Genomic DNA, 25,288 nt, shown 5'->3' on the forward strand with positions numbered 1-25,288 from the left:
TCTTATTTGGAAGGGTATCGCTCATTTTACAGAAGCAATCAGAGGTTGAGGACAATGAGGCTGATGTCTTATGGGATGTCGGCTGTTTGGGTGATGTCAATATTTATTAATACGCTGAACCATTTAATCCGTTATTTGTATTAGATTTTCAATTAAAGATGTCGGAAGTCTCAACTATCATGGTATATTGTGGAGGTTAATTATAATTCTTATTCTATCGTCTAATGGAGAATGCTTATGAACTATGATTGTTTAATTGTGGATGACGAGACTGTCCTTGCGGAGACAACGAGCGAGTACTTTAATATGTTCGAAGTCAAATCCGCTTATGTGACTAGTGCAGATGGGTGTGAACAGTTTCTACGAGACAATGAAACATCGCTGATCCTTCTGGACATCAATCTCGGCGACACGTCTGGATTCGATTTATGCAAAAGGCTACGGAAAACGACGCAGATCCCGATTCTGTTTATTAGTGCACGTTCTAGCGATGATGATATTCTCATTGCACTCAACATAGGTGGAGACGATTACATACAAAAGCCATATACGCTTAGTATATTACTTGCCAAAGTAAAGGCTGTGCTCAAAAGATATGGGAATAACAGCCTCACTGAAACCCTAGAGTTTGGCCAGGTTAAGATCGATTGTATGCTTTGCCGTGTCCGTGTGAACGGTGCGGATATCAAGCTCAAAACGTTAGAATATAAACTGCTCTGTTATTTGGCGAAAAATAAAAACAGGGTAGTCACAAAAGAAGAGCTGTTCCACAATGTGTGGGGTGATTCTTTTACAGGGGATGGAACGCTAAATGTACATATCCGCCATTTGCGCGAAAAAATTGAGGTCAATCCCAACGAGCCGAGATATATCACAACCGTATGGGGAACGGGATACGTCTTAGAGGATGGCAGGATATGAGGGCAAAATGGTTATTCTTAATAATCATTGCTGTTTTTATTTCTGGCGTTGTTCTTGCTATTCTAGTGATCGAGACTAAGGTAGATCCCGACGTGGATATTGTCGCTGTGAATAAGGTGCTAAAGACGATTGAAAGCCATTGGGGTCATATCGAACAAGGAGACTACAGCACCATAGAGCAGCAATTTTCCGTTCTAGATAACAGTGGAAATATACTCTACCAAACGGCGGGGGGACTTTCCACGACAATAAATGATGCCATCAGAAACAGAAATACGATCATAGACGTGATGCCAAATGATAGTCTCGTAGGCAAGCTCATTATTCATAATGACAGTAAAGAAATTGTGCAGCATATGAAGGGACAGCTTGTGATCGTCATATTTCTGACATTTAGTACGTTAATGGTGCTGTGCATACTCTATATCCTATTTTTAAATCAGACCGTATTTAAACCGTTCAAAAAGCTGCAGTACTTTGCTGTAAATGTGGCGAGAGGGAATCTGGACATTCCTTTAACAATTGACAAGAACAACCCGTTTGGTGCTTTTACCGAAAGCTTTGACATCATGCGCGAGGAATTGGCTTCCGCGCGTCAGAGTGAATATGCTGCAAATCGCAGCAAGAAGGAGCTCGTTGCGAGCTTAAGTCATGACATCAAAACACCGGTTGCCTCTATTAAAGCAGTAAGCGAATTGATGCTGATGCGGGCTACCGACGACAAAGTGAACAAGCAGTTAAACACGATCTATTCGAAAGCAGAGCAAATCAACCTATTAGTGACCGATATGTTCCATGCGACTTTAGAAGAACTGCAAGAGTTAAAGGTAACGATTACTGAGGAAATAAGCGGTGTTCTTAATGGTATGATTGCGAACGTAAATTACGATGATCAAATTAGTTGCGATCCGATTCCGGATTGTATCATCTTAACGGATGTAACACGTCTACAACAAGTATTTGATAATATTCTGAGCAATTCCTATAAGTATGCGGGTACCTCTGTCACGATTGCTTCTCTTGTCACCCATACGCATTTGGAACTTTGTATTATGGATTATGGACGTGGCATCAATAGGGATGAATTACCTCTGGTATTCAACAAATTTTATCGAGGGAATAACGTAGCGGGACAAAGTGGATCGGGGCTTGGTTTGTATATATCCAAATATTTTATGCAGAACATGCAGGGCGATATTGAATGTCACAACAGAGATGACGGTTTTACCGTTACCCTGAGAATCAAGCTCGCCTAAACGATTTAAGAAACAGTTAAGGATTGAACAAAGCTTAAATAAGAATTGCTCTTGTATGCTAAGACTGTAATCTATTCTACAGTCTTATTTGTCTAGGAATAGATAGTGGCACTTATAAATACATAAATAAAGGGAGAGTTAATCCATGCAAAACAGGCTATTAAGAACGGAAAAATTATGCAAAACCTTTTCCAGTGGTGGTAATCAGCAGCATGTGCTAAAAAATCTGGATATCAGCCTGATGGAGGGGGATTTCACGGTAATAATGGGCAGCTCGGGTTCGGGGAAATCCACCCTGCTCTATGCCCTTAGCGGTATGGATAAACCGACATTAGGCGAGATACACTTTGAGGAGAAGAATATCTCCAAGCTGAATAACGATCAGCTTGCGATTTTTAGAAGAAATAATTGCGGGTTTGTGTTCCAACAGGTCTATCTACTAGACAATATGAGCGTATTGGATAATGCGCTGGCGAGCGGTCTGCTGGTGAGCAAAAACAAGCGGGCTATTGTTGAAAAAGCCAAGCAGTTGCTCATCCAAGTGGGATTAAATGAAACTGCATGGGGGAAATTCCCCTCACAGCTTTCCGGTGGTGAAGCACAACGGGCAGGTATCGTACGTGCATTGATCAACAGTCCGAGAATCGTGTTCGCAGACGAGCCAACGGGTGCGCTCAACTCTGCTGCAAGCGATAGTGTGCTGGATGTTATGACCGCTGTCAACCAAAGTGGACAGAGCATTGTGATGGTCACCCATGATATTAAGACGGCTTTGCGGGGGAACAGAGTGCTTTACCTGCGTGATGGCGTGATTTGTGGAGATTTAAAGTTCGATGCTTTCGATGTGGAGCATAACCCTGTACGGCATGAGAAGCTAAAAGCATTTCTCGCTGAAATGGGGTGGTAAGATGAAAATCGTTAATCTTGCCCTGGCCAACATCAAAAAAGGAAAAAGTGCCGCAATCTCTCTGTTTGTCTTGATTTTTATTGCGGGGCTACTGCTCAATGTAGGAATGACGGTTATTACCAAAATAAATACCTTCTATGATGATAAGGTTGAAGAACTGCACGATGCGCATGTGAGCATTATTATGAACAGTGCAGATTATAAACAACCTTATGAAGATTTCCTCAAGACTTATTCTGGAGTGAAAGAGGCAGAAACGGAAACGATTATTTTGATGGGTGCATCCAAGTTCCGTTTTGGGGATAGCGACTTGAATATTGGCGCTGCACTGCTCAATGCGGATGCCAAACGGAAATTTTCGCCGCTGAAACTGATTGAAAAGATGGATACTATTAGCAACGATGGTATATATGTGTCTTACAGCTTTAAAGCAAGCGGTGGCTATAAACTGAGTGACACCTTCACGATTACCTATCAGGACATGGACTACAGTTACCGTATCGCGGGATTTTTTGAGGCAACCACGATGGGTACGAACAATAATGGCATGATGAAATTCCTTTTACCGGACGCTGCCTATCATCAATTGTCCGATAAGCTGGGAGATACCGCGGGCGGCACCCTTATGTCTTCTATCCTTACGGACAGTACACAATCGACTGAGCTGCTTAACGACTACAACAAGCAATTTACGCATCCGGATATAGGGAAAACTCCCCAATACTTCTGGGGAACTGACATCGAGATGATGAAAAGCGTCAGTACGATGACGATCAATATCATCGCTATGATTCTGGTTGCATTTGCGGCGGTTATAGTGATTGTGTCCTTGATTGTCATCAAGTTCCGTGTGACAAATAGTATCGACGATGGCATGGTTAATATCGGCGTCCTCAAAGCCGTAGGTTATACTAGCAGGCAGATCCTTGCATCCATTACTTTGCAGTTTATGCTAATTGCACTTTCTGCGGGTGTCGTCGGAGTCGGGATTTCTTATGCAGCAATGCCTGTATTCGGTGGAATTATCTCTTCTTTATCAGGACTGCTGTGGACCCAGAGCTTTGACGTGTCGATTAATATTGCCTGTATTCTAATAGTTGCCCTATTGGTGCTAACGGTGACACTGCTTTCCTCCATACGCATCCGGAAACTTCACCCAGTTGCAGCGTTACGGGGAGGGATCATGACCCACAGCTTTAAAAATAATTTTTTCCCGTTGGAGAAAGCCAAGGGTGGACTCCATTTTATGCTCGCTTGCAAAACGATGATTACCAATAGTAAGCAGAACATCATGATTGCCTTAATCATGGTTGCGATTACCTTTGCATCCGTCTTCTCCATTGTGCTGTATTACAATGTTGCGGTAAATAAAACTGCGTTTATTAATCTCGTTGGTTCGGAGAAGTCTAGTGTAGTGGTTCAGTCTAAGCCCGACATAGATAACAAAAAGTTACTCGTAGATATTGAACAAATGGATGGTGTGGAAAAGATTGCTATACTAGACGTCATTACAACGACGATTGACGAACAAAGCTTTTATACGAATATATCGGATGATTACGCTAAGCTGGAAAACAATACGGTCTATAAAGGTAGATATCCGCAATACGACAACGAAATTGCCGTTTCTGGGGCGGTGGCAAAGCTGCTTCATAAAAGCATCGGGGATACAGTTAAGGTGGAAGTGGGCGATATATCCTATCCGTTTTTGATTACCGGGCTGAGCCAATCTATAAACTATATGGGGCAGATTACATCTTTAACTATACCTGGTGTACAGCATCTAATCCCCGATTATACAGGCAAGACAATAAATGTTTATCTGAAAGAGGTGGATAATGCCAGCTTTATTCGAGACTTCAAAGTACAGTACGGAGATTTGATAGATGATATAATGGATGTAGATGAGATGTTGGGTAGCCAAAGCAGTATTTATATCTCAGCCGTGTTTGCTGTCATGGTTATGATTCTTGCGATAACCACGCTGGTAGTTACTCTGATTCTCTATCTTGTCATCAAAACAATGATTCTTAGGCGTAAGAGGGAATTTGGAATTTTGAAAGCGACCGGATACACCACTCTCCAGCTTATGACTCAGATTGCGCTGAGCTTTGTTCCCATTGTTATTGTAGGGGTACTTATCGGTGGGGTGCTGGGATGTCTGTATACGAATTCTATGCTCACTTTGCTACTCTCTAGCGCTGGGATTTACAACGTGCAATTCATCGTGAATATTCCTCTGATCATCGTGCTTTGTACCGGTATTATTGTGCTGGCCTATCTCGTATCGATGCTAGTAGCACGGAGGATCAAGCGGATATCAGCTTATGGGTTGATTACAGAATAAATGATTACATTCGTATCTTGATTGCTGCTTCACCCCAATCATCAAACGGCGGCGATTTGTGGCTTGAACTGCCACACCTCCATTATTGTATGAATTAAAAAAGACCTACTCTGTAACATTAAAAAGGGATCTAGTGAAGAAAATAAAATTTTGCAGGAAGTTTTATTTTCTTCTATAGAATCTGTTAATATGAGATTGGGCACAAGTGAACATAATCTAGAAAATAGTGTAGGTGTCTACACGTATATCTTTGTGCTTTAATTGGTATTAAACATTGCAAGTTGCATCAATGAAAGATTACTTGTTAGAATTAGATCATCTACTACCTTCTACATTATCAATATGTATGAAGATGACAACCAGGAGGGAATAAAATTGAGCACACAGAAATTCGGAGTTCCATTAGAAGGTTTTGCTGAATTCAGCAGAAAAGTAGCCGCAGAAGGTGCCGTGCTGTTGAAAAATGAAGGACATGTTCTTCCCATTCAAAAAAATCAAAACGTTTCGATTTTTGGCAGAACTCAAGTTAATTATTATCGCAGCGGAACAGGTTCGGGCGGCAGTGTCCATGTGTCACATACAACCAATTTGTTGGACGGTCTTCGGAATAAAAAGAACATCGCAATCAACGAAGAATTAGCAACTGTATATGAAAATTGGATTGAGCAAAATCCATTTGATAATGGCGGAGGCGGCTGGGCTGCAGAGCCTTGGCACCAAGAGGAAATGCCTTTAACCGATGAGTTGGTGTCAGAGGCAAGACAAAAGTCTGACAAGGCGATCGTTGTGATTGGACGTACAGCAGGAGAAGATCAGGATAACGCCGACGAGTCAGGAAGCTACCAGTTAACGGCGGAAGAAAAAACGATGCTGAAGATGGTGACGACCCATTTTGAACAAACAGCCGTTGTACTGAATGTATCGAATATTATCGATATGAGCTGGATGTACGATGAAGGTTATGTACATCCGATTCCATGTGTCATTTACGCTTGGCAAGGCGGCATGGAAGGTGGCAATGCAATTGCCGACGTGTTGGTCGGAGAGGTGACACCTAGCGGTAAACTAACCGACACCATTGCTTTTTCAATCGAGGATTATCCATCAACTCAAAATTACGGCAATGAACTTAACAATGTTTATCAGGAAGATATTTATGTGGGATACCGTTATTTCGAAACGTTTCGACGGGATAAAGTCCAGTTTGAATTCGGTTACGGGTTGTCTTATACCCAGTTCGAAATCGAGTGCGAAGAAGCCAAACTGACCCTCAAAGAGGGAGAACAATCCGTTGAAATAGGCTTAACCGTAAAAAATATCGGTACAACCTATGCAGGAAAAGAGGTCGTGCAGGTTTATTACGAAGCACCGCAAGGAAAGCTGGGGCAGCCGGCTAAAGTTCTGGCTGCATTCGGGAAGACAAAAGCCCTTCAACCGGGTGAATCGCAGCGTCTTACTGTGTGCTTCTCCGTTCATTCTATGGCTTCCTATGATGATGCCGGTGTGACAGGGCATCCTTCCGCTTATGTGCTGGAAGAAGGGACATACCGCTTTTATGTGGGAACCAGTGTTAAAAATGTGAATGAAATTGGAATTGAAGGCCAAAGAGGTTACGTTGTAGAAACTCTTCAAGTCGTGGAACAACTGCAAGAAGCAATGGCGCCATCTGAAAACTTTACGAGAATGAAGCCGGGCACCCGCAAAGAAGACGGTTCGTATGAACTGACCTTTGCAGAAGTACCGAAACGTAAGATTTCTATTGCAGAACGGATTGAAAAATATCTGCCGAAAACCTTAGAGCAAACTGGTAATCAGGGCTACAAATTAAGGGATGTGTATGATGGAAAAGTCAGCATGAAAGCCTTTATTGCCCAGCTTAGCGATCAGGATCTGGCGGTGATTGTCAGAGGAGAAGGCATGAGCAGTCCGCTTGTTACACCGGGTACGGCTTCGGCTTTCGGCGGAGTAAGCGACAGCTTGTTAGACTACGGAATTCCGGTTGCTTGTACGGCGGACGGTCCGTCCGGGATTCGGATGGACAGCGGGCAGAAAGCGACACAGGTTGCGATCGGAACCTTGCTTGCGGCTACCTGGAATACGGAACTGGTCGAAGAACTTTATGTCATGGAGGGTCGGGAATTATTAAGCTATAACATTGATGCCTTACTTGGACCTGGTTTGAATATTCGCCGAAGTCCGCTCAACGGACGCAACTTTGAGTATTTTTCGGAAGATCCGTTAATCTCTGGGGTGTTTGCCGCAGCTTGTACGCGCGGGATTATGAAAGGCGGTTCCAACGCCACGCTGAAGCATTTCGCCTGCAACAACCAAGAAAAGAATCGCAGCAAAGTCGATGCTGTCGTGTCCGAGCGCGCCCTTCGGGAAATTTATCTGAAAGGTTTTGAAATCGCGGTGAAGCAGGGCGGAGCGAATTCGATTATGACCTCCTACAATCCGATCAACGGACACTGGGCGGCTTCCAACTATGATTTGAACACCACTATTCTTCGTAAGGAGTGGGGATTTAAAGGCATCGTGATGACGGACTGGTGGGCTATTATGAACGACGTGGTTAATGGAGGCCCTGCAGATCGGAAATATACGAACTGGATGGTCCGTGCGCAAAACGATCTTTATATGGTGGTCATGAATTACGGCGCGGAAATCAATGCGTGGGAAGACAATACCCTAGATTCCCTGGAAAACGGCACCCTGACCCGAGGAGAACTGCAACGCAGCGCTATCAATATTTGCGAGTTCCTGATGCACGCGCCGGTATTCTCCAGAAAACAGGTGATTGAAGAAGCAGTAGATACTTTCAAAGCCAATCCGTCTCTTTCGTCGGAACAAGCGCAAACTTTATCCGAAAATGCACAGGTGAAACCTGCCGCAGCTGGATCGACTTTTGTGAAAGTGGATCTGGCCGGGGAGTATCGGATTATTGTGCACATCATGTCTCCGGAATCCGAACTGGCGCAAAGTGCTTGTAACGTGACGCTGAACGATCAACCGATGACGACCATTCAAACGAATGGTACAGACGGCAGATGGATCAGACAGAAGCTTGTAAAAATCGAATTGGAAGCAGGTCTTTATGAATTGAAGTTGGATTTCGTCAAACCAGGCTTGCAGATTGACTGGATCGAATTTAAACGAGTTTAAATGTAGAAACGCAAATGAGGTTTTTAAGCTATCAAGTCGTCTCGTTAGCGACTGAGTCAACACGCAGCGATGAATTGTGGATTTACTTCTCCACGATTCGCCTCCATTAGAAGAACCCGCTCAGTGAGCGGGTTCTTTCTCATTCAGGGACTAGATTGTGGTCCAAATGACTACATAAGCAAATTGTTGATCATTCCCGACTAAGTGACGTTCCTCTCTCTAGCCCTATTGCTGTATGAAAAACCACCGTGGCAGTCGAATGATAAGCTTCATCTATGATAATCAAAACAAGAAAAGGACAATCGCTAGTCTCAGCGATTGCCCTTAGGTTATGGTTATATGAATGAATGATACTTATTTTAATAAACCTCATTAATGTTCTTATGAGGCCCGATTCCCCTCGATTGCAAGCTTGCCGTATTTCGTATCGGCTACAGCCGTCAAGTGATCGCCTTCAATAGTACCTTTTGCCGTATAAGGAATCTTGGTAATTAACTTCTTGATCTCCCCTGAGAATACAAACGCATTGCCCTCGACCTTCCCGTCCGAAAAGGCGTTACTGCCTCTTAAAATGTTCAATGATCCGCTAAGCGAGTCACCATCCTGCGTAAAGGTAATTGTTCCTTTTTCCATACCCATTGGGGTTTGCATCGTAATGTTATATGTTTCGTTCATCGCTCGCTTCCTCCCTTATCTGTATGAGGTATTCAGTGCTTTCAACAAGGTGCGAACATCATACATGTGAGGTGTTACCGGGCACACCTTCTTATTCAATCCCATCAAGGTATAAACGGCAATTCTGGCTGCGCGAATCGAATATTCTTCAGTGAACACCATGTCCTCTGGAATCTCAACGAACTGACTAATCATTGCCAGGTTGGTGGAGCCATCTGGCACCACTTTTGGACGATCGCTCATCGCACGTGGTTGGAACTGGGCATCAATGTATGGCATCATGCATGGAATAACATTCACGACGCTATCCATGATTTCATCCATATCCTCTTCCATATGCAGATGGTGCAGCAGTTCAAGCAGCATCTCTTTGCCTGTGCAATCTCGCATTGGCTTCTTGACATAGTCGCCTTCTCTATCGGTGTACAGTCCATATCCCCAGAATATCGTAGTGTCTGCTGGCTGATTTTTGAAATGAGGCTGTGCGGCAACGACAATCGACATCAACCAATTGGAATCTTTGAATGTCATTAGAGCACCGTTACCCGGTTTGTTGCGGGAATATTTCTCGATCATCTTCAACAGCTTGTCGCCTGTGCAAGTAACCGTGAAGGATGCCCAGTTCGTTTCTTCTGCATTGCCGAAGAATGGAGCTGGATTGCCAAGTCCCTCTTTCTTGGCTGCGATCTTCGCCCACAGGTTGCCTGACATCGGATTCTCGGGAACCATTTTAGCAGGTGTGTTCAGATCACCTAAGGTTGCATTATCGGTCATACAGCCATTGGTCATGATGCACAAATCGCCATTATGAAGTTGAATCATACCCGATTTGCCATCTTGCTCATAATGGATCGCTGTTACCGTGATACCGTCGCCTTCTTCGAAATCGAGATCTGTCACTGTATATTTCAAGCTGAAATCAACGCCGAAACCATCAAGATACGTCTTGATCGGCAAAATAATCGAATCATATTGGTTATAAGGAGTGCGTGTAACTCCTTCAAGAGTTTGAATACGAGGAAATTCAAACATCATACGGTTCATATAGCGTCTGAATTCGAACAAGCTGGACCATTTTTGGAAGGCGAATGTCGTCTGCCACATATACCAGAAGTTCGTTTCGAAGAAATGTGGCGTTTCCGCAAACCAATCGCAGATCCGCAAATTGTCCAATTTCTCCTCAGGCGTGATCATTAACCTTCCAAGCGCTAATCGATCGGCCGTATTAAAGCCCATGGACATGACATCTAGAACCTCGCCGTCTTTGTTAATCAAGCGAGCATTCGCATGTGTGGGATGCGCATGGTCAAAAGCTAGAATCTCATCGCATACGGATACACCTTCTTGTTCGATTGAAGGAATGGAGGATAGCAGCTCCCATGTATTTTCATAGGTTTCTTCATTTAACATACGACCGCCGCGGCATACGAAGCCATTGGTTGTATCACCCGCACCGTCATTGCTTCCTCCGAGAATGTGCATACCTTCTAAAATATGAATGTTTTCACCTGGAAAATTACAATCTCGTACAAGATAGGATGCACCTGCGAGTGAACCTAGACCGCCGCCAATAAAGTAAACTTGTCTGTTTCCGTATTCTTTTTCCATCGATGTAACCTCCATATGTTAATTTATATTTCTCTGTGGAATCAATATACTGCACCTATGGATCGTTTACCTTAGACACCAAGAGGGCAGTGTATGAAATCCATACACTGCCCTCACATTGTCTAGTTATATAGGGTAAAGTGGAGTCCCCTTGTTAGCATCTCTTTACGTACTTGTTGATTGCTTTTTCCATATCGCCTTCAATTAGAATGCTTAATCGATCAATAATAATCCATGGATCTTCAGTCATGTCGTTTCGGATCCACTCCAGCATAATACCGATAAACGCATAGGTGTAAAAATTCGCGATGAAGTTCTTATCTTCCACCCGCACCTGCATATCTGCGCTGACTTCTTCGATGACGGTCAACAGCAACTCGAATACCGTCTGGTGGAGAAACAGATCCAGATGATCTCGACCCATCGATCGGAACGTGCTCATACAGAATTTCTTGTTATCCAGTACATAATGAAATATCTTCAGAAATCCCTGTTGCCAAGTGTCGTATGTACGATAATTAGAGATACTATCCAGTGCTTCTCTCTTATAGATCCAATCCAATAGATCATATATATCTTGAAAATGATAATAAAACGTCTGTCGATTCACACCGCAGTCAGCAACAAGATCTTTAACTGTAATTTTATCTAGCGATGATCGTTCCATCATTGCTTTAAGAGATGCGGCCAAAGCTTTTTTAGTCATCCCGGACATATCGCACAGCTCCTTTCAAGCTATAAAGAGTTATAAACACGATAGTAAACTCTCGTTTATTATAACTGCGCCGTGCCAAGCGGTACAAGAACCTTAATGTCCGTATCCTTAAGTACTAGTTCCCTTGGGTTACTTAGCATCGTCAGTTATATACACTAGCGAGCGAGCAGGTGATCAAATTCGGGCAAGTCAAAAATAAACCGAGACGAGCACAGGTTAAAAGTTAGTCAAGAATATTTCCTCCAAAGATGAAGCGGTTATTCAACTGCCTCCACGTCAATTCGCCAATATGAACCCCGCCGCTGTTTTTAGAAGGAGAATGAATGATCTTTCCATTCCCCATATAAATACCTACATGGGTAATTGTCTTTTCGGAAGGCTTTAAATTTTCATAGTCAGATGCGTTGTTTCCTCTATAGCTAGAAAAGAATAACAAATCACCGCGTTGCGCTTCTTTCAGTGAAGTATAGTTTTTCTTGGAAAAGGCATTAACATATGCAGCTTGACTCCTCGAATCCCACGGCAAATCCATGCCCAATGAAGTCATGAACACCCACCGAGTATAATCGGAACAGTCGAACGTAGAAGGCTCAGTTCGGTCAGAACCATACAAGTAAGGGGTTCCTATATAAGATTCAGCGGTTTTTATGAGGTTCTCCACATAATTCTTATGGCTCGGCTCAATGGAAGGGTTAGGGTGTTGTTCGATGAGTGGAAATCCATTTGGATCTAGTAACACCTTTTGGTTCGGATCTGCAGTCAAACTTCGTATGTGGTGGGAATTAGATTGTTGTTCAACACCTAAATCTCCGAAGTACAGATCGGGGTCATTCGTTTGTTCTTCTGAAACAATTTTAGTCTTGTGGTTATTAACGGAACGTGGGCGTATTTCATTTTTTGACGAGCATGCAGATATCAGGATAAAGCTGCAGCTTAATCCTAATGTGAGCACCTGAACCGATAGCTTTCTCACGAAATCACGTACCTCTCTAAGGTAATATGATTTTAGAATGTCTATATTTGTTTTCTTTGATTCAAGATGGGGGGAATAAGTGCTACATTCACATATCATCTTGTCAGTAAGACGTATTCCTGCTATTATCATAGTCACTTATTAAATTCATTTAATAAGTGACTATGATAATAAGGTGGGGAGTATGGTGAGTGATATACGACTTACTTCGCAACATACAAAATCGGAAATGATACGTTGCATTCGATCTGCACTATTAGAGCAAGGAAGTGCAACGAAGGTTGAATTGAGTCATAATTTACAAATTAGTTTTCCAACGATCAGTAAGTTTCTGAAGCAAATGGAGGATAGAGGGGAAGTAACAACCGTTGGTCTTGATGAATCAAGCGGGGGAAGAAGGGCGATAAGATATACATATCGTCCAGATTATATGCTGGGCCTAGCTATTTTTTTAGAGAAAAGTGAGACGAACTATACTGTTTTTAATTGCTTGGGCGAAGTTATTGAGCAAGGTAATACTCATAGTATGCTAGAGCAAGATGTGTTACAGCTAACCACATTTATTGAGAATAAAAGGAATACTTATCCTAACATGAATGCTGTGGCCATTGGTGTTCCAGGTGCAGTTAATAACGGTAAAATCTTTCTTATACCAGGGTATGAGAACTATCATAATCTTGATCTTAAGAAGCATATAGAGGAGCAACTCTCTATCCCGACTGTTGTAGAGAATGACATGAATGCGGCTGTAATCGGCTATATGGCTCAAAGGAAAATAGGGAACAACATTTCTTTGTTTTATTTGTATTTGGGGCAAAACGGTCCTGGTGCAGGGATTGTTATCAACGGTGAAATTGTGCGGGGGAAAACGTTTTTTTCAGGAGAAGTCTCATTTGTTCCACAGTATGACGATAGAAATTTCCTACAAGCTTTATCAAGCGGAAATGGTGGAGAGACGAGTATTGAACAAATGGAGAAAAAAATAGATGCGATCAGCCGATTAGTGGCCTCCATTACCTCTATCTTAAATCCTCATTATATTATTTTTGGTGACGATGAAATAGAAACGATGATGCTTCATCAAATTGCTGAGCGAAGTGCCACATATGTTCCGAAAGAACATCTCCCAGAGTTAGCCGCGAGTGACTTGAAGCATGATTATCTAAATGGATTACAACGTCTTGGATTGAGTTTATTGATTTCACAACAAATAGATGACTAACACTAAGGAGTACAGATATCGATGGCAACTTTCTTTTTAATTATTATTTATTTAGCGTTTATTAGTCTAGGTTTGCCCGATTCATTGCTTGGATCAGCATGGCCTGTGATGAGTTTGGATCTGAATGTTTCATTAGGAACTGCCGGAATTATTTCAATGGTTATTGCAGGCAATACGATTGTGTCAAGCTTGTTAAGCGGTACAGTGCTACAACGTTTTGGTACTGGGAAAGTGACACTTGTGAGTTGTATCTTGACAGCAGGAGCTTTATTTGGTTTTGCATGGTCTCCTTCACTAATCTGGTTAGTTATTTTTGCGATTCCACTAGGTATAGGTGCGGGGTCTGTAGATGCAGGATTAAATAATTATGTTGCTATTCACTACAAAGCACATCATATGAGTTGGCTACACTGTTTTTGGGGAGTAGGCGCTACGCTGGGTCCATTTATTATGGCTGCGTCTATTTCTGGTGATAATCTTTGGAGACAAGGCTATCTCGTTGTTGCGGGTATTCAAGTGATCCTAGTCATCATTCTATTCGTTACGCTTCCTTTGTGGGATAGAGTTGCTAAACGTAATCATGACATAAATATTGAGGCTGAAGATGAGTTGATTAATCAAGAGTTAGAGCAACTTTCTGAGAATACAAAGCCATGGAGAATAAAAGGGGTCAAACTAGCGATGGTAACCTTCTTATTTTACAGTGGAATTGAAGCTAGCATGGGATTATGGGGAAGTAGCTTTCTTGTAAATATAAAGAATTTACCTGCAGCAACAGCGGCACAATGGGTTTCTTGGTTTTTCATAGGAATTACAGTTGGCCGAATGATTACTGGATTTATCACGTTTAAAGTGAGTAGTCGAATGCTGATTAGGTACGGCCAGCTTATCGCTTTATTCGGTACGGTATTGCTTGTGTTACCATTCCCACCGATCCTCTCACTTGTTGGATTTACGATTGTAGGATTGGGGTTAGCACCCATATTTCCGTGTATGCTACATGAGACGCCTGTGCGATTTGGGAAAAAGAAGGCTCAGTCCATCATGGGCTTTCAAATGGCAGCTGCTTATACGGGGAGTACGCTAATACCTCCTTTTCTTGGATTACTTGCAACTAATACAACCATTAGTATCTTTCCGTGGTTTATTATTATGTTTGCCATTGTGATGCTCTTGTGTACAGAAAAGCTAAATCATTTCTTGAAGAAATTACATGTGGGAATAAGAGAAAGTATTCGTTAAAGAGTATTAAGGATGTTTAGTGAGAAAACTATATCGTATCGAGGGAGTTGAATAAAACAGCGGTAGTCCATAAAGCTACCGAGTAAATCGATAAGCTGTTGGAAACGTAGTTTCGATGTCAATGGATCTGAGATGAACGACGTAGAATCGCGAAGCGATAAGATTTATAATCTTGAATATTACGGATATGGAGCTAGTATGTACTTTTAAAGGATGATGACATCATATGATTATTAAAAAAGGGCTACTTTTTGGACTAGTTGGTGGGGTTATCTCGATACTTTTGAAATTTTTTTTTGGAGCTTTTAGGATTTGATTCAGACCAGACATTTTTAAGCAAAAGCATTTCTTTTGTAATGAGAAATGCTTTTTATTTTTGTCAAAATTAAAAGGATATTTCAATAACAATAATAAAAAACAATATAAATTTATTGTGAAACGATAAATCATATGCTAAGATCATGTTGTCATTAAATAAATGAGGTGTTTTTAAATGAATGTTAAACGAGGTTCAACCACTTTTTTAAAGGTAATTATTTTTCTGGCTGGGATTGCAGTGCTTGCTTTGTGTATATTTTTAGTGCCCCATATGGCGAATTTTGCAGCAAAATTGTATCCAAATATTGCCCCAATGAAATATCTCGTTTTTATCGTGATGTATGGAGCGGCTGTGCCTTTTTACTTTGCTCTCTATCAGGCTTTAAATCTTTTACGGTATATTGACGAGAACACAGCGTTCTCGGAATTATCTGTAAAGGCGTTAAAGAACATAAAGTGCTGTGCGATTACAATCAGTGGTTTGTATGTATTAGGTTTGCCACTCTTTCGTTTTATAGCAAAGAAAGTAGACCCTCCTATTGGATTAATGGGACTTATCATCATTTTTGCTTCGTTGATTATCGCCGTTTTTGCTGCTATCCTACAACGGCTTCTACAAGAAGCGATTAACATAAAATCAGAAAATGGTTTGACGGTCTGAGGTGGAGGATATGACAATTATCATTAATATTGATGTGATGTTAGCAAAACGAAAAATGAGCGTAACGGAGCTTTCGGAGAGAGTTGGAATTACTATGGCGAATCTCTCCAATCTGAAAAATGGGAAAGCAAAAGCGGTTCGTTTTTCAACATTAGAAGCGATATGTAAGACTTTGGATTGTCAGCCAGGTGATATTTTGGAGTACAAAAGCGACGAAGACACTCAATAAAAACAGATAACTAATTTGTTTAACTAACGGGACAAGATAGTTGATCAAAGTTAAGCTATGGCTAGGTGAAGACCAACAGACCGGATGGATCATGCCACCTCCCCAAATATCCTTAACATCACAACTCGGGGAATTGTGGTTTTGCATAGCCACGGTTCGCCTCCATAGGAATAAATAAAGGAGCTCACTATTACTTACATAGCAGCTCCTTTATTGTAAAATCATAAGGAAAGCACTTCGAAATAGAAGGTGAAGGGAAATGAATCCTCCTCTATATACTCCTGTGCAAGCACATTCTCCAACCCTGAGCCTGCCAGGTAGGTATTGTGAATGGAAGGGGCTGTCCCATAAGTAGATTAATCTTCTGACGAGACACTCACTTTTCTAAAAAAGAGACTGATGTCCAAAAAAAGCAGGTCAAGGTAGTTATCCTTGACTTGCTTTTTGGTATTTCTGTTCCATTGCGGCTTTCTGTACTCCAATGCAGATGACTTGTTGAGATGGGTAAAAGCATTGGCTGACCGTACGATAATTAACAAGGAATCGTATCAAAAGATGATAACCCCCAACGACTTTTTGTGGTACATAGGGGCGTCGGTAGGTTATGGCTGTTTCGTAAATAACGATCCGGTGAATGAGGTGTTTGTAGATGGAAACATCTATGGTTACACCTGTAGCGTTCACAGCTACGTGAATGGTGAGTTTACTGTTATCGTACTAAGCAATAATGATGCAGTACCGACAGGCAGAATTGTAAAGGGGATTAAAAGCATACTGTTATCTCAGGAACCAGAAGTCATGGTGAAACCGGATATACAAGAGAATATGGATTATGAAAAATACAAATCATTTACCGGAGATTATTGCTTCCCACCGACAGGTTGGAGGTTTACAATCAGCTTCGAAGGTGGAGGTTTAAATGTAGATCGGCTCTTCATTCAGGAATCAAAACGGAGGAAATATCTATTAAAACTAGTATCTGAAAGTGCTGACCTCGTTGTTTTTGCATGCGAGGTTTGCGATAGCACCTTTACATTCCATATAGATTCCATGGGAAAAATACAAAAAGTAATTTATGCTTGGGATAAATTAGAACTACCCTATAAGCGGAGACTCGATGCATTACCGATGTAGTGGAATAAGGGCCCAACTTTAGTGGATTAAAATCAGCAAAATGAGGAGCTAAATTCTGATTTTTCAGGAGTTTGTAATATCATTTCCTTGATCGCTAGTTGCCTTCACATAATGCATAGGGTCAAAATCCTGATTAAGCTTTAATGTAATATGATCCTCGACAGACAATTTTATGGTGTACAAAAAGTAAAAGCATGATGAACCCAGTTGGGAACATCATGCTTTTTTCTTATTCTAATCGTTAATTATTTTAGCAACCACAAAGCAGGAACGATAGGTGGTTCCCAGCCAGTTAGTGTGGTGTGAGCTTGACTACATGTATAGATGGAACCGTTGTAGGTAACTAGCGCTCCAACCGCGTAATATGTGTTTGGTTTCCATTCGGAAACTGCCGGCACGAAAGTCTCCACTGGATTCAACGTTTTTAGCTTTTTATCATACGCAACGACTTGGTACGTATAATTCGTATTTATCTCGACACCTTGGTCCACAAATTGATTTGTACTCGTAAAGCCAACTAGTTCACCGTTTCTGTAGATTTCATAGCCTAAGAGGTCATTCTGATAGGCTTGATCGATATTCAAGCTTAATGTGTTGGAGTTAGTCGTTATATTCGTTATACCTACTTCTAATGTCGCATTCTTATCTGCTATTCCTGTGCCTGTATAATTGACCACCGTATGATTCAGATACCATAGCTTGTCGGAAGCCGGATATTTAACTAATTTCTCCCTTGTTTCAGGGTTTACGTTGAATCCGTGTCTAGCAAAAAAGCTGCTTAAATCTAAGCCTAGCACCTCGGAAGAGAATTCGACTAAATATTGCTGTTTCGAGTTATCATCATCAATTGTAAGCGTGACTTTCCTTTCTCTATATAGGCTGTTTAACTTGTTCCAGTATCCTGGATAAGCCATCTCCAACTGCCAAAACGGTCCTAATCTAGCATCAAATCCCAGTTTGGCCATCTCCACTTTATTTTCTGCAATGACATATTTATAGAGTTCAGCTTCATAGTTGATCCTGATCGGATTATCCAGTTCCAGAACATGATAGTCTACTGACATCATCATGGATATCATGTTATTCGTAATCTCACCGTACTCTCGTTCTTCAACAGCCATGCGATGCCCAATCTCGTGATTCAAGCCCCAGCCTGGATACGACTTGCTGAAATCACTCAAAGGAAGATCTGCCTGTTCGCGTTGGATCCCTACATGGTCACCTGCTGCATACATATAACCCCACGGCTGCATCAATCTTATATTTTCCCTGATCAGCTTAGGATCGTGGATCTCACTACGGCCATCCAGACCATAGAAGCCAAAGCTCTTTTGCATCCAGAAGTCATAGCCCGTTAATGTATCCATTGGGTTATGGCCCTGCGTAATATATTGATTGTACGCATCGGTAGCCGTTCCGGTAAATACGATTCGATCGCTAACCATCTCAACTACGTCTATTAGTTTACGATCTTTAACATTTGGATGTGCAACTTTGTCTTGGTCTAGACTCTGTTTATATGCTGTTAAGAAAGATTTAAATTGTTCCACATTCGTAGCCTTCGTCATTACAGGGAATCTCTCTAACCCTTCAAATCTGATGAGAGGCGCCTTCCCCTGCTCTGCAGGAGTGAATGGATTTACGATGTACACTGGGCCGCCTTTGGTGACATCAATTGAATATAAACTATCCGTGAGGATCTCCGGTACGGTTATCGTATTGTTACCTGGACGTAGTTCCACTTCTTTGAGATAACTGGACCATGAACCCTCTTGTTGGAAAAAGACTAACGAAGGCACTTTATCGATTGAATCTACATCCACATAAACATTTGCTTGCCAGGCATAGCGACGAACCCCGTTGGCTGTCTATTCGTACCTAAACCCATTCTTAAATTTTGCCGGGCATGCTTCTCCATATCTCCATGCTGTTCTGCGGTTATGGTCGTTTCTGCGAAGTTCACTGTACTTTCCATCACATTGCTCACTACATTCACACTTGGTAATTGTTCCGCCATAACAAGATCTGGGCTAACTGAAACGTTAAATAGTATTGCTGCGGATGCAGATACCACGATTGCTAACATTTTTTTCACGTTGACTTCCTCCTATTTTTTAATGACTGCCTACCTGAACACGTGAAAAATCTACCCCAAAGGAGTAGCATAATATACTCTTTGGCAACAGGCTGACATAGTTATATAACCTTAGTCCCTGTAGTTTTGTGTCCCTATATTTCTATAGATTTTCCACATTTTTCTATTTGCTTCTATCAAACAGTAACACGCTAATATACCAATTTTATAAACAGTTGGTAGTATATTCAAAGTAGGCATTGGTACTACTTGACCTTTTTTGGATACTTTAGAACTAGATGATCAAAGATGATTCGAATTATCAATAGGGCAAAATGATCCACAGCAAGCACCCGTCCCGTTATCTGCGAGTCGAAACTGCAGTAATTAGTCATCATCGGCTTTGATGGCCTGACAGAACCTATGTAACTCACAAAACTCGTGACTTTCTGAACAATATAATGGAATTTTCATCTTGAAAGGAAAAAATATATTTGCTCTGAAATGCGTACCATACGTTATACTGGCTATAAATTTTTTAATTCAAGAAATGAGGGAAGCAACATGAAGATAATCGCAATTGACTTAGATGGTACTCTGTTATCTGACAACCTAACTATCCAAGAAAGAGACGTAATCGCCTTAAAGAAAGGACAAAAGCAAAATCATATTGTAACAATTGCAACAGGAAGGGCTTTATTTGATGCAAAACACATTATGAATAAATATAATTTGAATTGTCCAATCATTGCATCGAACGGAGCTCAAATCTATGTAGATAACAAAAAAATATCCGAACATTTTATAGGTCCAGATGTAACTCAAGCTATCATACAATGGCTAAACAAAGAAAATATCTATTTTCAAGTGTATTTATCTGACAAGATTGTTGTATCAAATCAGGGAATTCATCAACTAGAAAAGCAGCTAAATGATATAGTAAGTCAAGATCCCCATTTTAACAAAGATGTGTTTTGTGAATCTATTAAAGCTCAAATCTATCAATACGGTTTAGAAGAAGTTTCTGGTATAATTAACTCTATTGATTTTGTCATCAAATTTATGATCGTTTCTCCAAGCAGAAGTAAGTTAAAGCAAGCTAAAGAATATTTTAGTCAAATGGACGGGTGTGTTGTAGCTAGCTCTGGATCATTCAACCTAGAAATTATGAGTGCAGGAGTAAATAAAGGATTAGCACTACATAAACTTTGTGAATATTACAAAAAAACTGTAGCAAATGCAATAGTGATTGGTGACAATCTAAATGATATGCCTATGTTTAAAGTAGCAGGAATAGGGATAGCCATGGGAAATGCAGATGAAAGGCTTAGTGAGGTGGCTACTTTCAGAACTTTATCGAATAATAATTGTGGTGTGGCTTATGCTTTCGAGCATTATATCCAAACGTCTGAGAAGGAAAACGACAACTTGGTTAGGAAAGCGAAATCATGAACTATTTCTTTCAAAGATGTCTGATTTATATTATTGGATTATTTGTTTTATCTCTAGGTATTGTTTGTATGATTAAATCCAATGTAGGAATTGCTCCATGGGATGCCTTGAATGTTGCATTATCAAAACGAATCGGACTTTCAATTGGATCATGGGTTTTCATTGTTGGTGGAATCCTTATTTTTGTAAATAGCCTGATAAAAATGAAGCCTCCTAATATAGCTGGTTTTATTCCTATCTTCATTATTGGAGCTTTTTTTGACCTTTTAAACTTAAAGATTCTATCTTTTATAAAAGTAGATATTTTACTTTTTCAATGGAGTTTATTTTTTGTAGGACTATGTATACTGGCCTTGGGAATTGCTATTTACTTGCGGGCATCTTTTCCCTCCGTACCAAATGATGAGTTGATGTTAGCTATCACTGCACGAACAGGTTGGGGTATTAATGTTACAAAAACTATTGGGGAAACTATAGGTTTTGTACTTGCAATTGTACTCCAAGGTCCGGTTGGATTAGGAACCATTATTGTACTTCTATGTCTTGGGGTATTCGTAGGTCTGTTTGATCAACTATTACACAAGGTGGGAATGCCACGTTCTATTTACAGTAAGGCGTACAGTCAGGAGAATGTCGATTTATAATTTGAAGAATTTACACAGAAAGAAACATTAATATACAAGGGTTCTTTTACTTAACGTTGTAAGGAGTAATGGTGGATGACTAATATTACAGAGATAGCCAGGAAAGCAAACGTTTCTCGAACAACGGTATCTAGGGTTCTCAATAATCATCCTTATGTCAAACCTGAAAAACGAAATGCTGTTTTACAAGCCATGAAGGAATTAAATTACGTCCCGAATTTCAATGCTGTAAACCTATCCAAAGGAAAGACGAATGTAATTGGAGTAATTGTACCTAGAATTAGCCATCCGTTTTTTAGCAACTTAATTGAAGGAATAAGTAAAGAGTGTAATAAACATAATTATAGTTTACTCGTGCACCAGACTAATAACGACCCTGAACAAGAACTAGAGTTTTTTAACAAATTAAAATACAAGCTTGTTGATGGTCTTATTTTGGGATCATGTATAAGTCCTTGCCACATACTCGATGAATTATCTTATTTTGGAAAAGTCGTTTCCTGCGAAGCTTCTGGAAGTAAACAAATTGCAAATGTATTTATTAATCATAAGTCCGGAATGCAAATGGCTATTAATCACTTAAGAGATCAAGGCCATCAAGCCATTGGTCTATGTATAGGAAATCCTAAAAGTGGTGTGGGAATGAGCAGAAAGAAATCATTTTTTCACTATCAAAAGGAATACGGCTTAAAATGGAGAGATAATTGGTACTTTGATGAACAGTATACAATTGAGGATGGAATTGAAGTAGCAAAAACACTTTTAGAGCAGCCGTTCCGTCCTATGGCTATGGTTGTAGGAAGTGATTATGTAGCTGCCGGAATCATCTACGAAGCTAAGAATCAGGGAATACGGATACCTGAAGATTTGGCAGTTATAGGATTTGATAATCAGACAATATCGAAAGTGGTGGATCTTACAACGATACATCAACCCATTAAAGAGTTGGGTGAGACAGCAGCAAATTTATTATATAATTTAATTAATAATAAAGATGTTCCAACCATTAATACATTGGAACTAGAGCTTATTAAAAGAAAGTCAACATAAGAAAAGACCACATTCAAAATGAGGTCTTTTCTTTACTTAAGCTAGAACCAGTTCTGGCACAGGAGCTTTAAAATGTGTTCTTTTTTTAGTTTCATCTATAAAACTGAATGGTTTCATGGATAGATTCTCAAGTGTATGTAGGTAATTACAAGCTTGTAATGGAACAAATGAGGTCATATTCCATACATCCTTTTCATTAAAACCGATAGCGCGAATATTATGCATGAGTCGATCAATTGTATAAGAGCCCGCCGCTACATATCCTTTTCCTTGATACCATAAATTATTCCCTTCAATCTTTTGTAATGACTGACCACACATAGAATCTGTGTCAATACGGTCTGTCATTGCAATAATACCCTTAGAGCCAACGATCTCCACAACTCTCCGCGCAACTTCTAAATCTACATGCTCACCATCAAAATTCATACAGATTGTTAACAAACCTTCTTTAGCAGCTCTCATTAAAGTACCAGGAACTTCTCCAACTACTGAGTTTATATCATCTAGTTTCCATTGGTCCAATCGAGCATTTTTTAATCCTTCTAATCTATGCACTCTTTCTTGAGATGTTCTCCAAGTGTGTTTAAAATTATTAGGCATATCATTAAATAAGTGGTCTGTTATTACAGCATCTGATCCAGTATAATTACTACGTTTTTGCGCCGTATCTATAACCTTCATAATAAGCTTTGAAGTTTCTTCTGGATATGCCTTTTGGAAATGACCTAACGCAGGCTTAATCCCAGCTTCTACCAGCGTATCCACAATCCAGTCTAAGCTTGGATGCTCCTCAGTTATATACTTCTTTAGATAGGAGTTTTCAGTCATAGCATCTGGAGAAAGTACAGTATAAATGAGACCATATTCACCACAAGATGCAATTTTTTCCCATTCTTCTTTCTTTGGTGCCCAGTTTCCTTTTTCTGGTGTACCTGCAAAACTAGCCAATAATGGTCCTTCTAATGATATACCTAAAATATTACGATAGAACCCCTTTTTCTTTTGCTTATGAAAATCTTTCATAAAAGTTACAAATTGATCTAATTGGTTATGTGGAAGAAAGATGGAAGGTACACAGAAAATTCCTTCATATTCGGCTAGTGTATTGACTTTTTCAATATTTAATTCATCTAAATTACTAAAATCATAATCACCAATTCCATGGCAGTGAAATTCTATTGGGAGGGATGGAACTAAATAAGCACCAGATTTCTTGGAAAACCCTTCTTCGCCTATTTCAAAATGAATCCATTCATTGTTATTATAGGAAATATTAGCAAGGCTCATAACCCCGCTTGTTTCAAGATAGGCTGGACTAGTAAATGATGTATTAAACTGCATAGATGATTCCTCCTGGAAAATATATTATCTTATTTTTAACATAAGACATATTATCATCCTAAAATATGGAACCGGTACCATGTCAAATTTTAGGTAATATTTAGTTAACTACCTATAACATATTTACGCAGAATTATTATTTGCCTTTCTTTTTCCATTAATTCTTTATCAAACTCTATAAGTAGTGTATTGGCTTGGAAAAGTTCCAATATTTTTAATTTCAAAGCAAAAGGAGCATTATGTTTTTTCAACCATTCGAATATTTGTAGTTCACTCATATCCCAAATAACCCCTTTAAACTATTTATTAGCTAAAAAATACTAGTAGTAACGCCACTATGCCTATAAAATCTTCATTCGTTCGTGTTACGCCTACTAGTAGTCTTCTTGAGTATATTTTGTGGGAGTGGTTTCATGTCAATAGTAATAAAAATTTTTTTTCATAATCAAGGATATCCCCCTCAACACTTTTTTCTGCCGGTACCTCTTTCCGTAACAATCAAGTTTTGGAAAGAAGCAACTCGTACAACGAAACGGTAGATTATCAGTTAAGCTGCTAGCTGGATAGGCAACGTTTTAGGAGGGTTGTAGGCTTCGCCGCGGCGAGCCATCCCAACGCATGGAGTAGATTTGAATGATTTCTTGGGCACTCTTATTATTCTCTTATAACCATAGGCCTGCTGTCTGTTCCTAATTGGAGAGTTAAGTGACTCCTAACTAATTTCGGTCGATGGTAACCTGCGTCGCTTTCTGCCCGCTGTCCATCCGAATCCCGGACGGGCCGTCCGCCGTACAAGCAACTGGAATTCCGTAGTCTAACAAGCTGTCGCTTACTCCGCCGAAAGCCGAAGCCGTGGTGAAACCTGCCGCAGCCGGATCGACTTTTGTGAAAGTGGATCTGGCTGGCGAGTATCGGATTATTGTGCACATCATGTCTCCGGAATCCGAACTGGCGCAAAGTGCTTGCAACGTGACGCTGAACGATCAACAGATGACGACCATTCAAACGAATGGTACAGACGGTAGATGGATCAGACAGAAGCTTGTAAAAATCGAATTAGAAGCAGGTCTTTATGAATTGAAGTTGAATTTCGTCAAACCAGGCTTGCAGATTGACTGGATCGAATTTAAACAAGTTTAAATGTAGAAACGTTAATTTTACGGAAAAAGAATCAAACGGTGAGCATGTCAACAATGCCCCACACGTTTGATTCTTTTTTTATAATTATTTTTCTAAACATAGATTGCCATCCAGCGACAATGGATGTCGTACGCAAGTGGACAGGTCAGGTACAAAACTAGGGACAAATACTTTTACAGATTTCCATTTTCTTTCCAGAAATGATTGGCCATTA

General features: G+C 40.4%; 21 protein-coding genes, 1 pseudogene and 1 riboswitch. Of the genes and pseudogenes, 14 read left to right on the plus strand and 8 right to left on the minus strand.

The window, feature by feature from the left end:
* The first annotated feature begins 237 nt into the window (after positions 1 to 237).
* From UB51_RS23065 to UB51_RS23085, 5 genes are all read left to right on the plus strand, one after another.
* Positions 238 to 921 (plus strand): response regulator transcription factor, encoded by a 684-nt coding sequence (locus UB51_RS23065; protein WP_044879309.1) that lies wholly within the window; start codon positions 238 to 240, stop codon positions 919 to 921.
* Positions 918 to 2,177: a HAMP domain-containing sensor histidine kinase gene (locus UB51_RS23070; protein WP_044879310.1), complete on the plus strand. Its 1,260-nt coding sequence runs from the start codon at positions 918 to 920 to the stop codon at positions 2,175 to 2,177. Before UB51_RS23065 ends, UB51_RS23070 begins: the two co-directional genes overlap by 4 nt.
* A gap of 145 nt (positions 2,178 to 2,322) precedes the next feature.
* The gene (locus tag UB51_RS23075) at positions 2,323 to 3,084 is read left to right on the plus strand and encodes an ABC transporter ATP-binding protein (RefSeq protein WP_044879311.1); all 762 of its coding nucleotides are present in this window, start codon (positions 2,323 to 2,325) and stop codon (positions 3,082 to 3,084) included.
* 1 nt (position 3,085) lies between these two features.
* A complete protein-coding gene (locus tag UB51_RS23080) occupies positions 3,086 to 5,431 on the plus strand; it encodes an ABC transporter permease (protein ID WP_044879312.1) in 2,346 nt (781 codons plus the stop codon).
* Positions 5,432 to 5,806: 375 nt separating this feature from the next.
* The gene (locus UB51_RS23085; protein WP_044879313.1) at positions 5,807 to 8,593 is read left to right on the plus strand and encodes a glycoside hydrolase family 3 C-terminal domain-containing protein; all 2,787 of its coding nucleotides are present in this window, start codon (positions 5,807 to 5,809) and stop codon (positions 8,591 to 8,593) included.
* Between the two features lie 381 nt (positions 8,594 to 8,974).
* Here the strand turns inward: UB51_RS23085 and UB51_RS23090 are convergent, their stop codons facing one another.
* From UB51_RS23090 to UB51_RS23105, 4 genes are all read right to left on the minus strand, one after another.
* Complete coding sequence (locus UB51_RS23090; RefSeq protein WP_044879314.1) at positions 8,975 to 9,268, minus strand: hypothetical protein; 294 nt, start codon at positions 9,266 to 9,268, stop codon at positions 8,975 to 8,977.
* Between the two features lie 15 nt (positions 9,269 to 9,283).
* Positions 9,284 to 10,876 (minus strand): oleate hydratase, encoded by a 1,593-nt coding sequence (locus tag UB51_RS23095; RefSeq protein WP_082063234.1) that lies wholly within the window; start codon positions 10,874 to 10,876, stop codon positions 9,284 to 9,286.
* A 154-nt stretch (positions 10,877 to 11,030) separates the two neighbouring features.
* On the minus strand, positions 11,031 to 11,591 hold the full coding sequence (locus UB51_RS23100; protein WP_044879316.1) for a TetR/AcrR family transcriptional regulator: 561 nt from the start codon (positions 11,589 to 11,591) through the stop codon (positions 11,031 to 11,033).
* Between the two features lie 223 nt (positions 11,592 to 11,814).
* Positions 11,815 to 12,564: a C40 family peptidase gene (locus tag UB51_RS23105; protein WP_044879317.1), complete on the minus strand. Its 750-nt coding sequence runs from the start codon at positions 12,562 to 12,564 to the stop codon at positions 11,815 to 11,817.
* A 184-nt stretch (positions 12,565 to 12,748) separates the two neighbouring features.
* Between UB51_RS23105 and UB51_RS23110 the strand changes: the two genes are divergently transcribed.
* The 5 genes from UB51_RS23110 to UB51_RS23130 all read left to right on the plus strand — a co-directional run bounded on the left by UB51_RS23110 (position 12,749) and on the right by UB51_RS23130 (position 17,370).
* The gene (locus UB51_RS23110; RefSeq protein WP_199924962.1) at positions 12,749 to 13,786 is read left to right on the plus strand and encodes an ROK family transcriptional regulator; all 1,038 of its coding nucleotides are present in this window, start codon (positions 12,749 to 12,751) and stop codon (positions 13,784 to 13,786) included.
* Positions 13,787 to 13,807: 21 nt separating this feature from the next.
* Positions 13,808 to 15,028 (plus strand): MFS transporter, encoded by a 1,221-nt coding sequence (locus UB51_RS23115; protein WP_044879318.1) that lies wholly within the window; start codon positions 13,808 to 13,810, stop codon positions 15,026 to 15,028.
* A gap of 493 nt (positions 15,029 to 15,521) precedes the next feature.
* Positions 15,522 to 16,007 (plus strand): DUF2975 domain-containing protein, encoded by a 486-nt coding sequence (locus UB51_RS23120; RefSeq protein WP_044879319.1) that lies wholly within the window; start codon positions 15,522 to 15,524, stop codon positions 16,005 to 16,007.
* A 10-nt stretch (positions 16,008 to 16,017) separates the two neighbouring features.
* The gene (locus tag UB51_RS23125; RefSeq protein ID WP_044879320.1) at positions 16,018 to 16,236 is read left to right on the plus strand and encodes a helix-turn-helix domain-containing protein; all 219 of its coding nucleotides are present in this window, start codon (positions 16,018 to 16,020) and stop codon (positions 16,234 to 16,236) included.
* Positions 16,237 to 16,668: 432 nt separating this feature from the next.
* Positions 16,669 to 17,370: a beta-lactamase family protein gene (locus tag UB51_RS23130; protein WP_144407057.1), complete on the plus strand. Its 702-nt coding sequence runs from the start codon at positions 16,669 to 16,671 to the stop codon at positions 17,368 to 17,370.
* A gap of 245 nt (positions 17,371 to 17,615) precedes the next feature.
* On the opposite strand, the gene UB51_RS23135 is transcribed toward UB51_RS23130, so the two are convergent.
* Together UB51_RS23135 and UB51_RS26630 are read right to left on the minus strand one after the other, a co-directional pair.
* Positions 17,616 to 19,193 carry a carbohydrate-binding protein gene (locus tag UB51_RS23135; RefSeq protein ID WP_052676045.1) on the minus strand — a complete coding sequence of 526 codons (1,578 nt, stop codon included), beginning with the start codon at positions 19,191 to 19,193 and terminating at the stop codon, positions 17,616 to 17,618.
* Positions 19,184 to 19,465, minus strand: a complete 282-nt coding sequence (locus tag UB51_RS26630) for a hypothetical protein (protein ID WP_052676046.1) — start codon at positions 19,463 to 19,465, stop codon at positions 19,184 to 19,186. The genes UB51_RS23135 and UB51_RS26630 overlap by 10 nt, the downstream gene beginning before the upstream one ends.
* A gap of 80 nt (positions 19,466 to 19,545) precedes the next feature.
* Positions 19,546 to 19,630, minus strand: a riboswitch (cyclic di-GMP riboswitch).
* A 378-nt stretch (positions 19,631 to 20,008) separates the two neighbouring features.
* Between UB51_RS26630 and UB51_RS23140 the strand changes: the two genes are divergently transcribed.
* From UB51_RS23140 to UB51_RS23150, 3 genes are all read left to right on the plus strand, one after another.
* On the plus strand, positions 20,009 to 20,896 hold the full coding sequence (locus tag UB51_RS23140; RefSeq protein WP_044879322.1) for a Cof-type HAD-IIB family hydrolase: 888 nt from the start codon (positions 20,009 to 20,011) through the stop codon (positions 20,894 to 20,896).
* Complete coding sequence (locus tag UB51_RS23145; RefSeq protein ID WP_044879323.1) at positions 20,893 to 21,540, plus strand: YczE/YyaS/YitT family protein; 648 nt, start codon at positions 20,893 to 20,895, stop codon at positions 21,538 to 21,540. The genes UB51_RS23140 and UB51_RS23145 overlap by 4 nt, the downstream gene beginning before the upstream one ends.
* Before the next feature lie 75 nt (positions 21,541 to 21,615).
* A complete protein-coding gene (locus UB51_RS23150) occupies positions 21,616 to 22,590 on the plus strand; it encodes a LacI family DNA-binding transcriptional regulator (protein WP_044879324.1) in 975 nt (324 codons plus the stop codon).
* A gap of 36 nt (positions 22,591 to 22,626) precedes the next feature.
* On the opposite strand, the gene UB51_RS23155 is transcribed toward UB51_RS23150, so the two are convergent.
* Both UB51_RS23155 and UB51_RS28595 read right to left on the minus strand, forming a co-directional pair.
* Complete coding sequence (locus UB51_RS23155) at positions 22,627 to 23,934, minus strand: amidohydrolase family protein (RefSeq protein WP_044879325.1); 1,308 nt, start codon at positions 23,932 to 23,934, stop codon at positions 22,627 to 22,629.
* Between the two features lie 104 nt (positions 23,935 to 24,038).
* Positions 24,039 to 24,212: a hypothetical protein gene (locus tag UB51_RS28595; RefSeq protein WP_199924963.1), complete on the minus strand. Its 174-nt coding sequence runs from the start codon at positions 24,210 to 24,212 to the stop codon at positions 24,039 to 24,041.
* A 577-nt stretch (positions 24,213 to 24,789) separates the two neighbouring features.
* On the opposite strand from UB51_RS28595, the pseudogene UB51_RS23160 reads away from it, so the two are divergent.
* Positions 24,790 to 25,074, plus strand: a pseudogene (locus tag UB51_RS23160) (beta-glucosidase); the annotation flags it as partial.
* Positions 25,075 to 25,288 lie beyond the last annotated feature (214 nt).

Source organism: Paenibacillus sp. IHBB 10380 (assembly GCF_000949425.1).
Lineage (GTDB): Bacteria > Bacillota > Bacilli > Paenibacillales > Paenibacillaceae > Paenibacillus_AQ.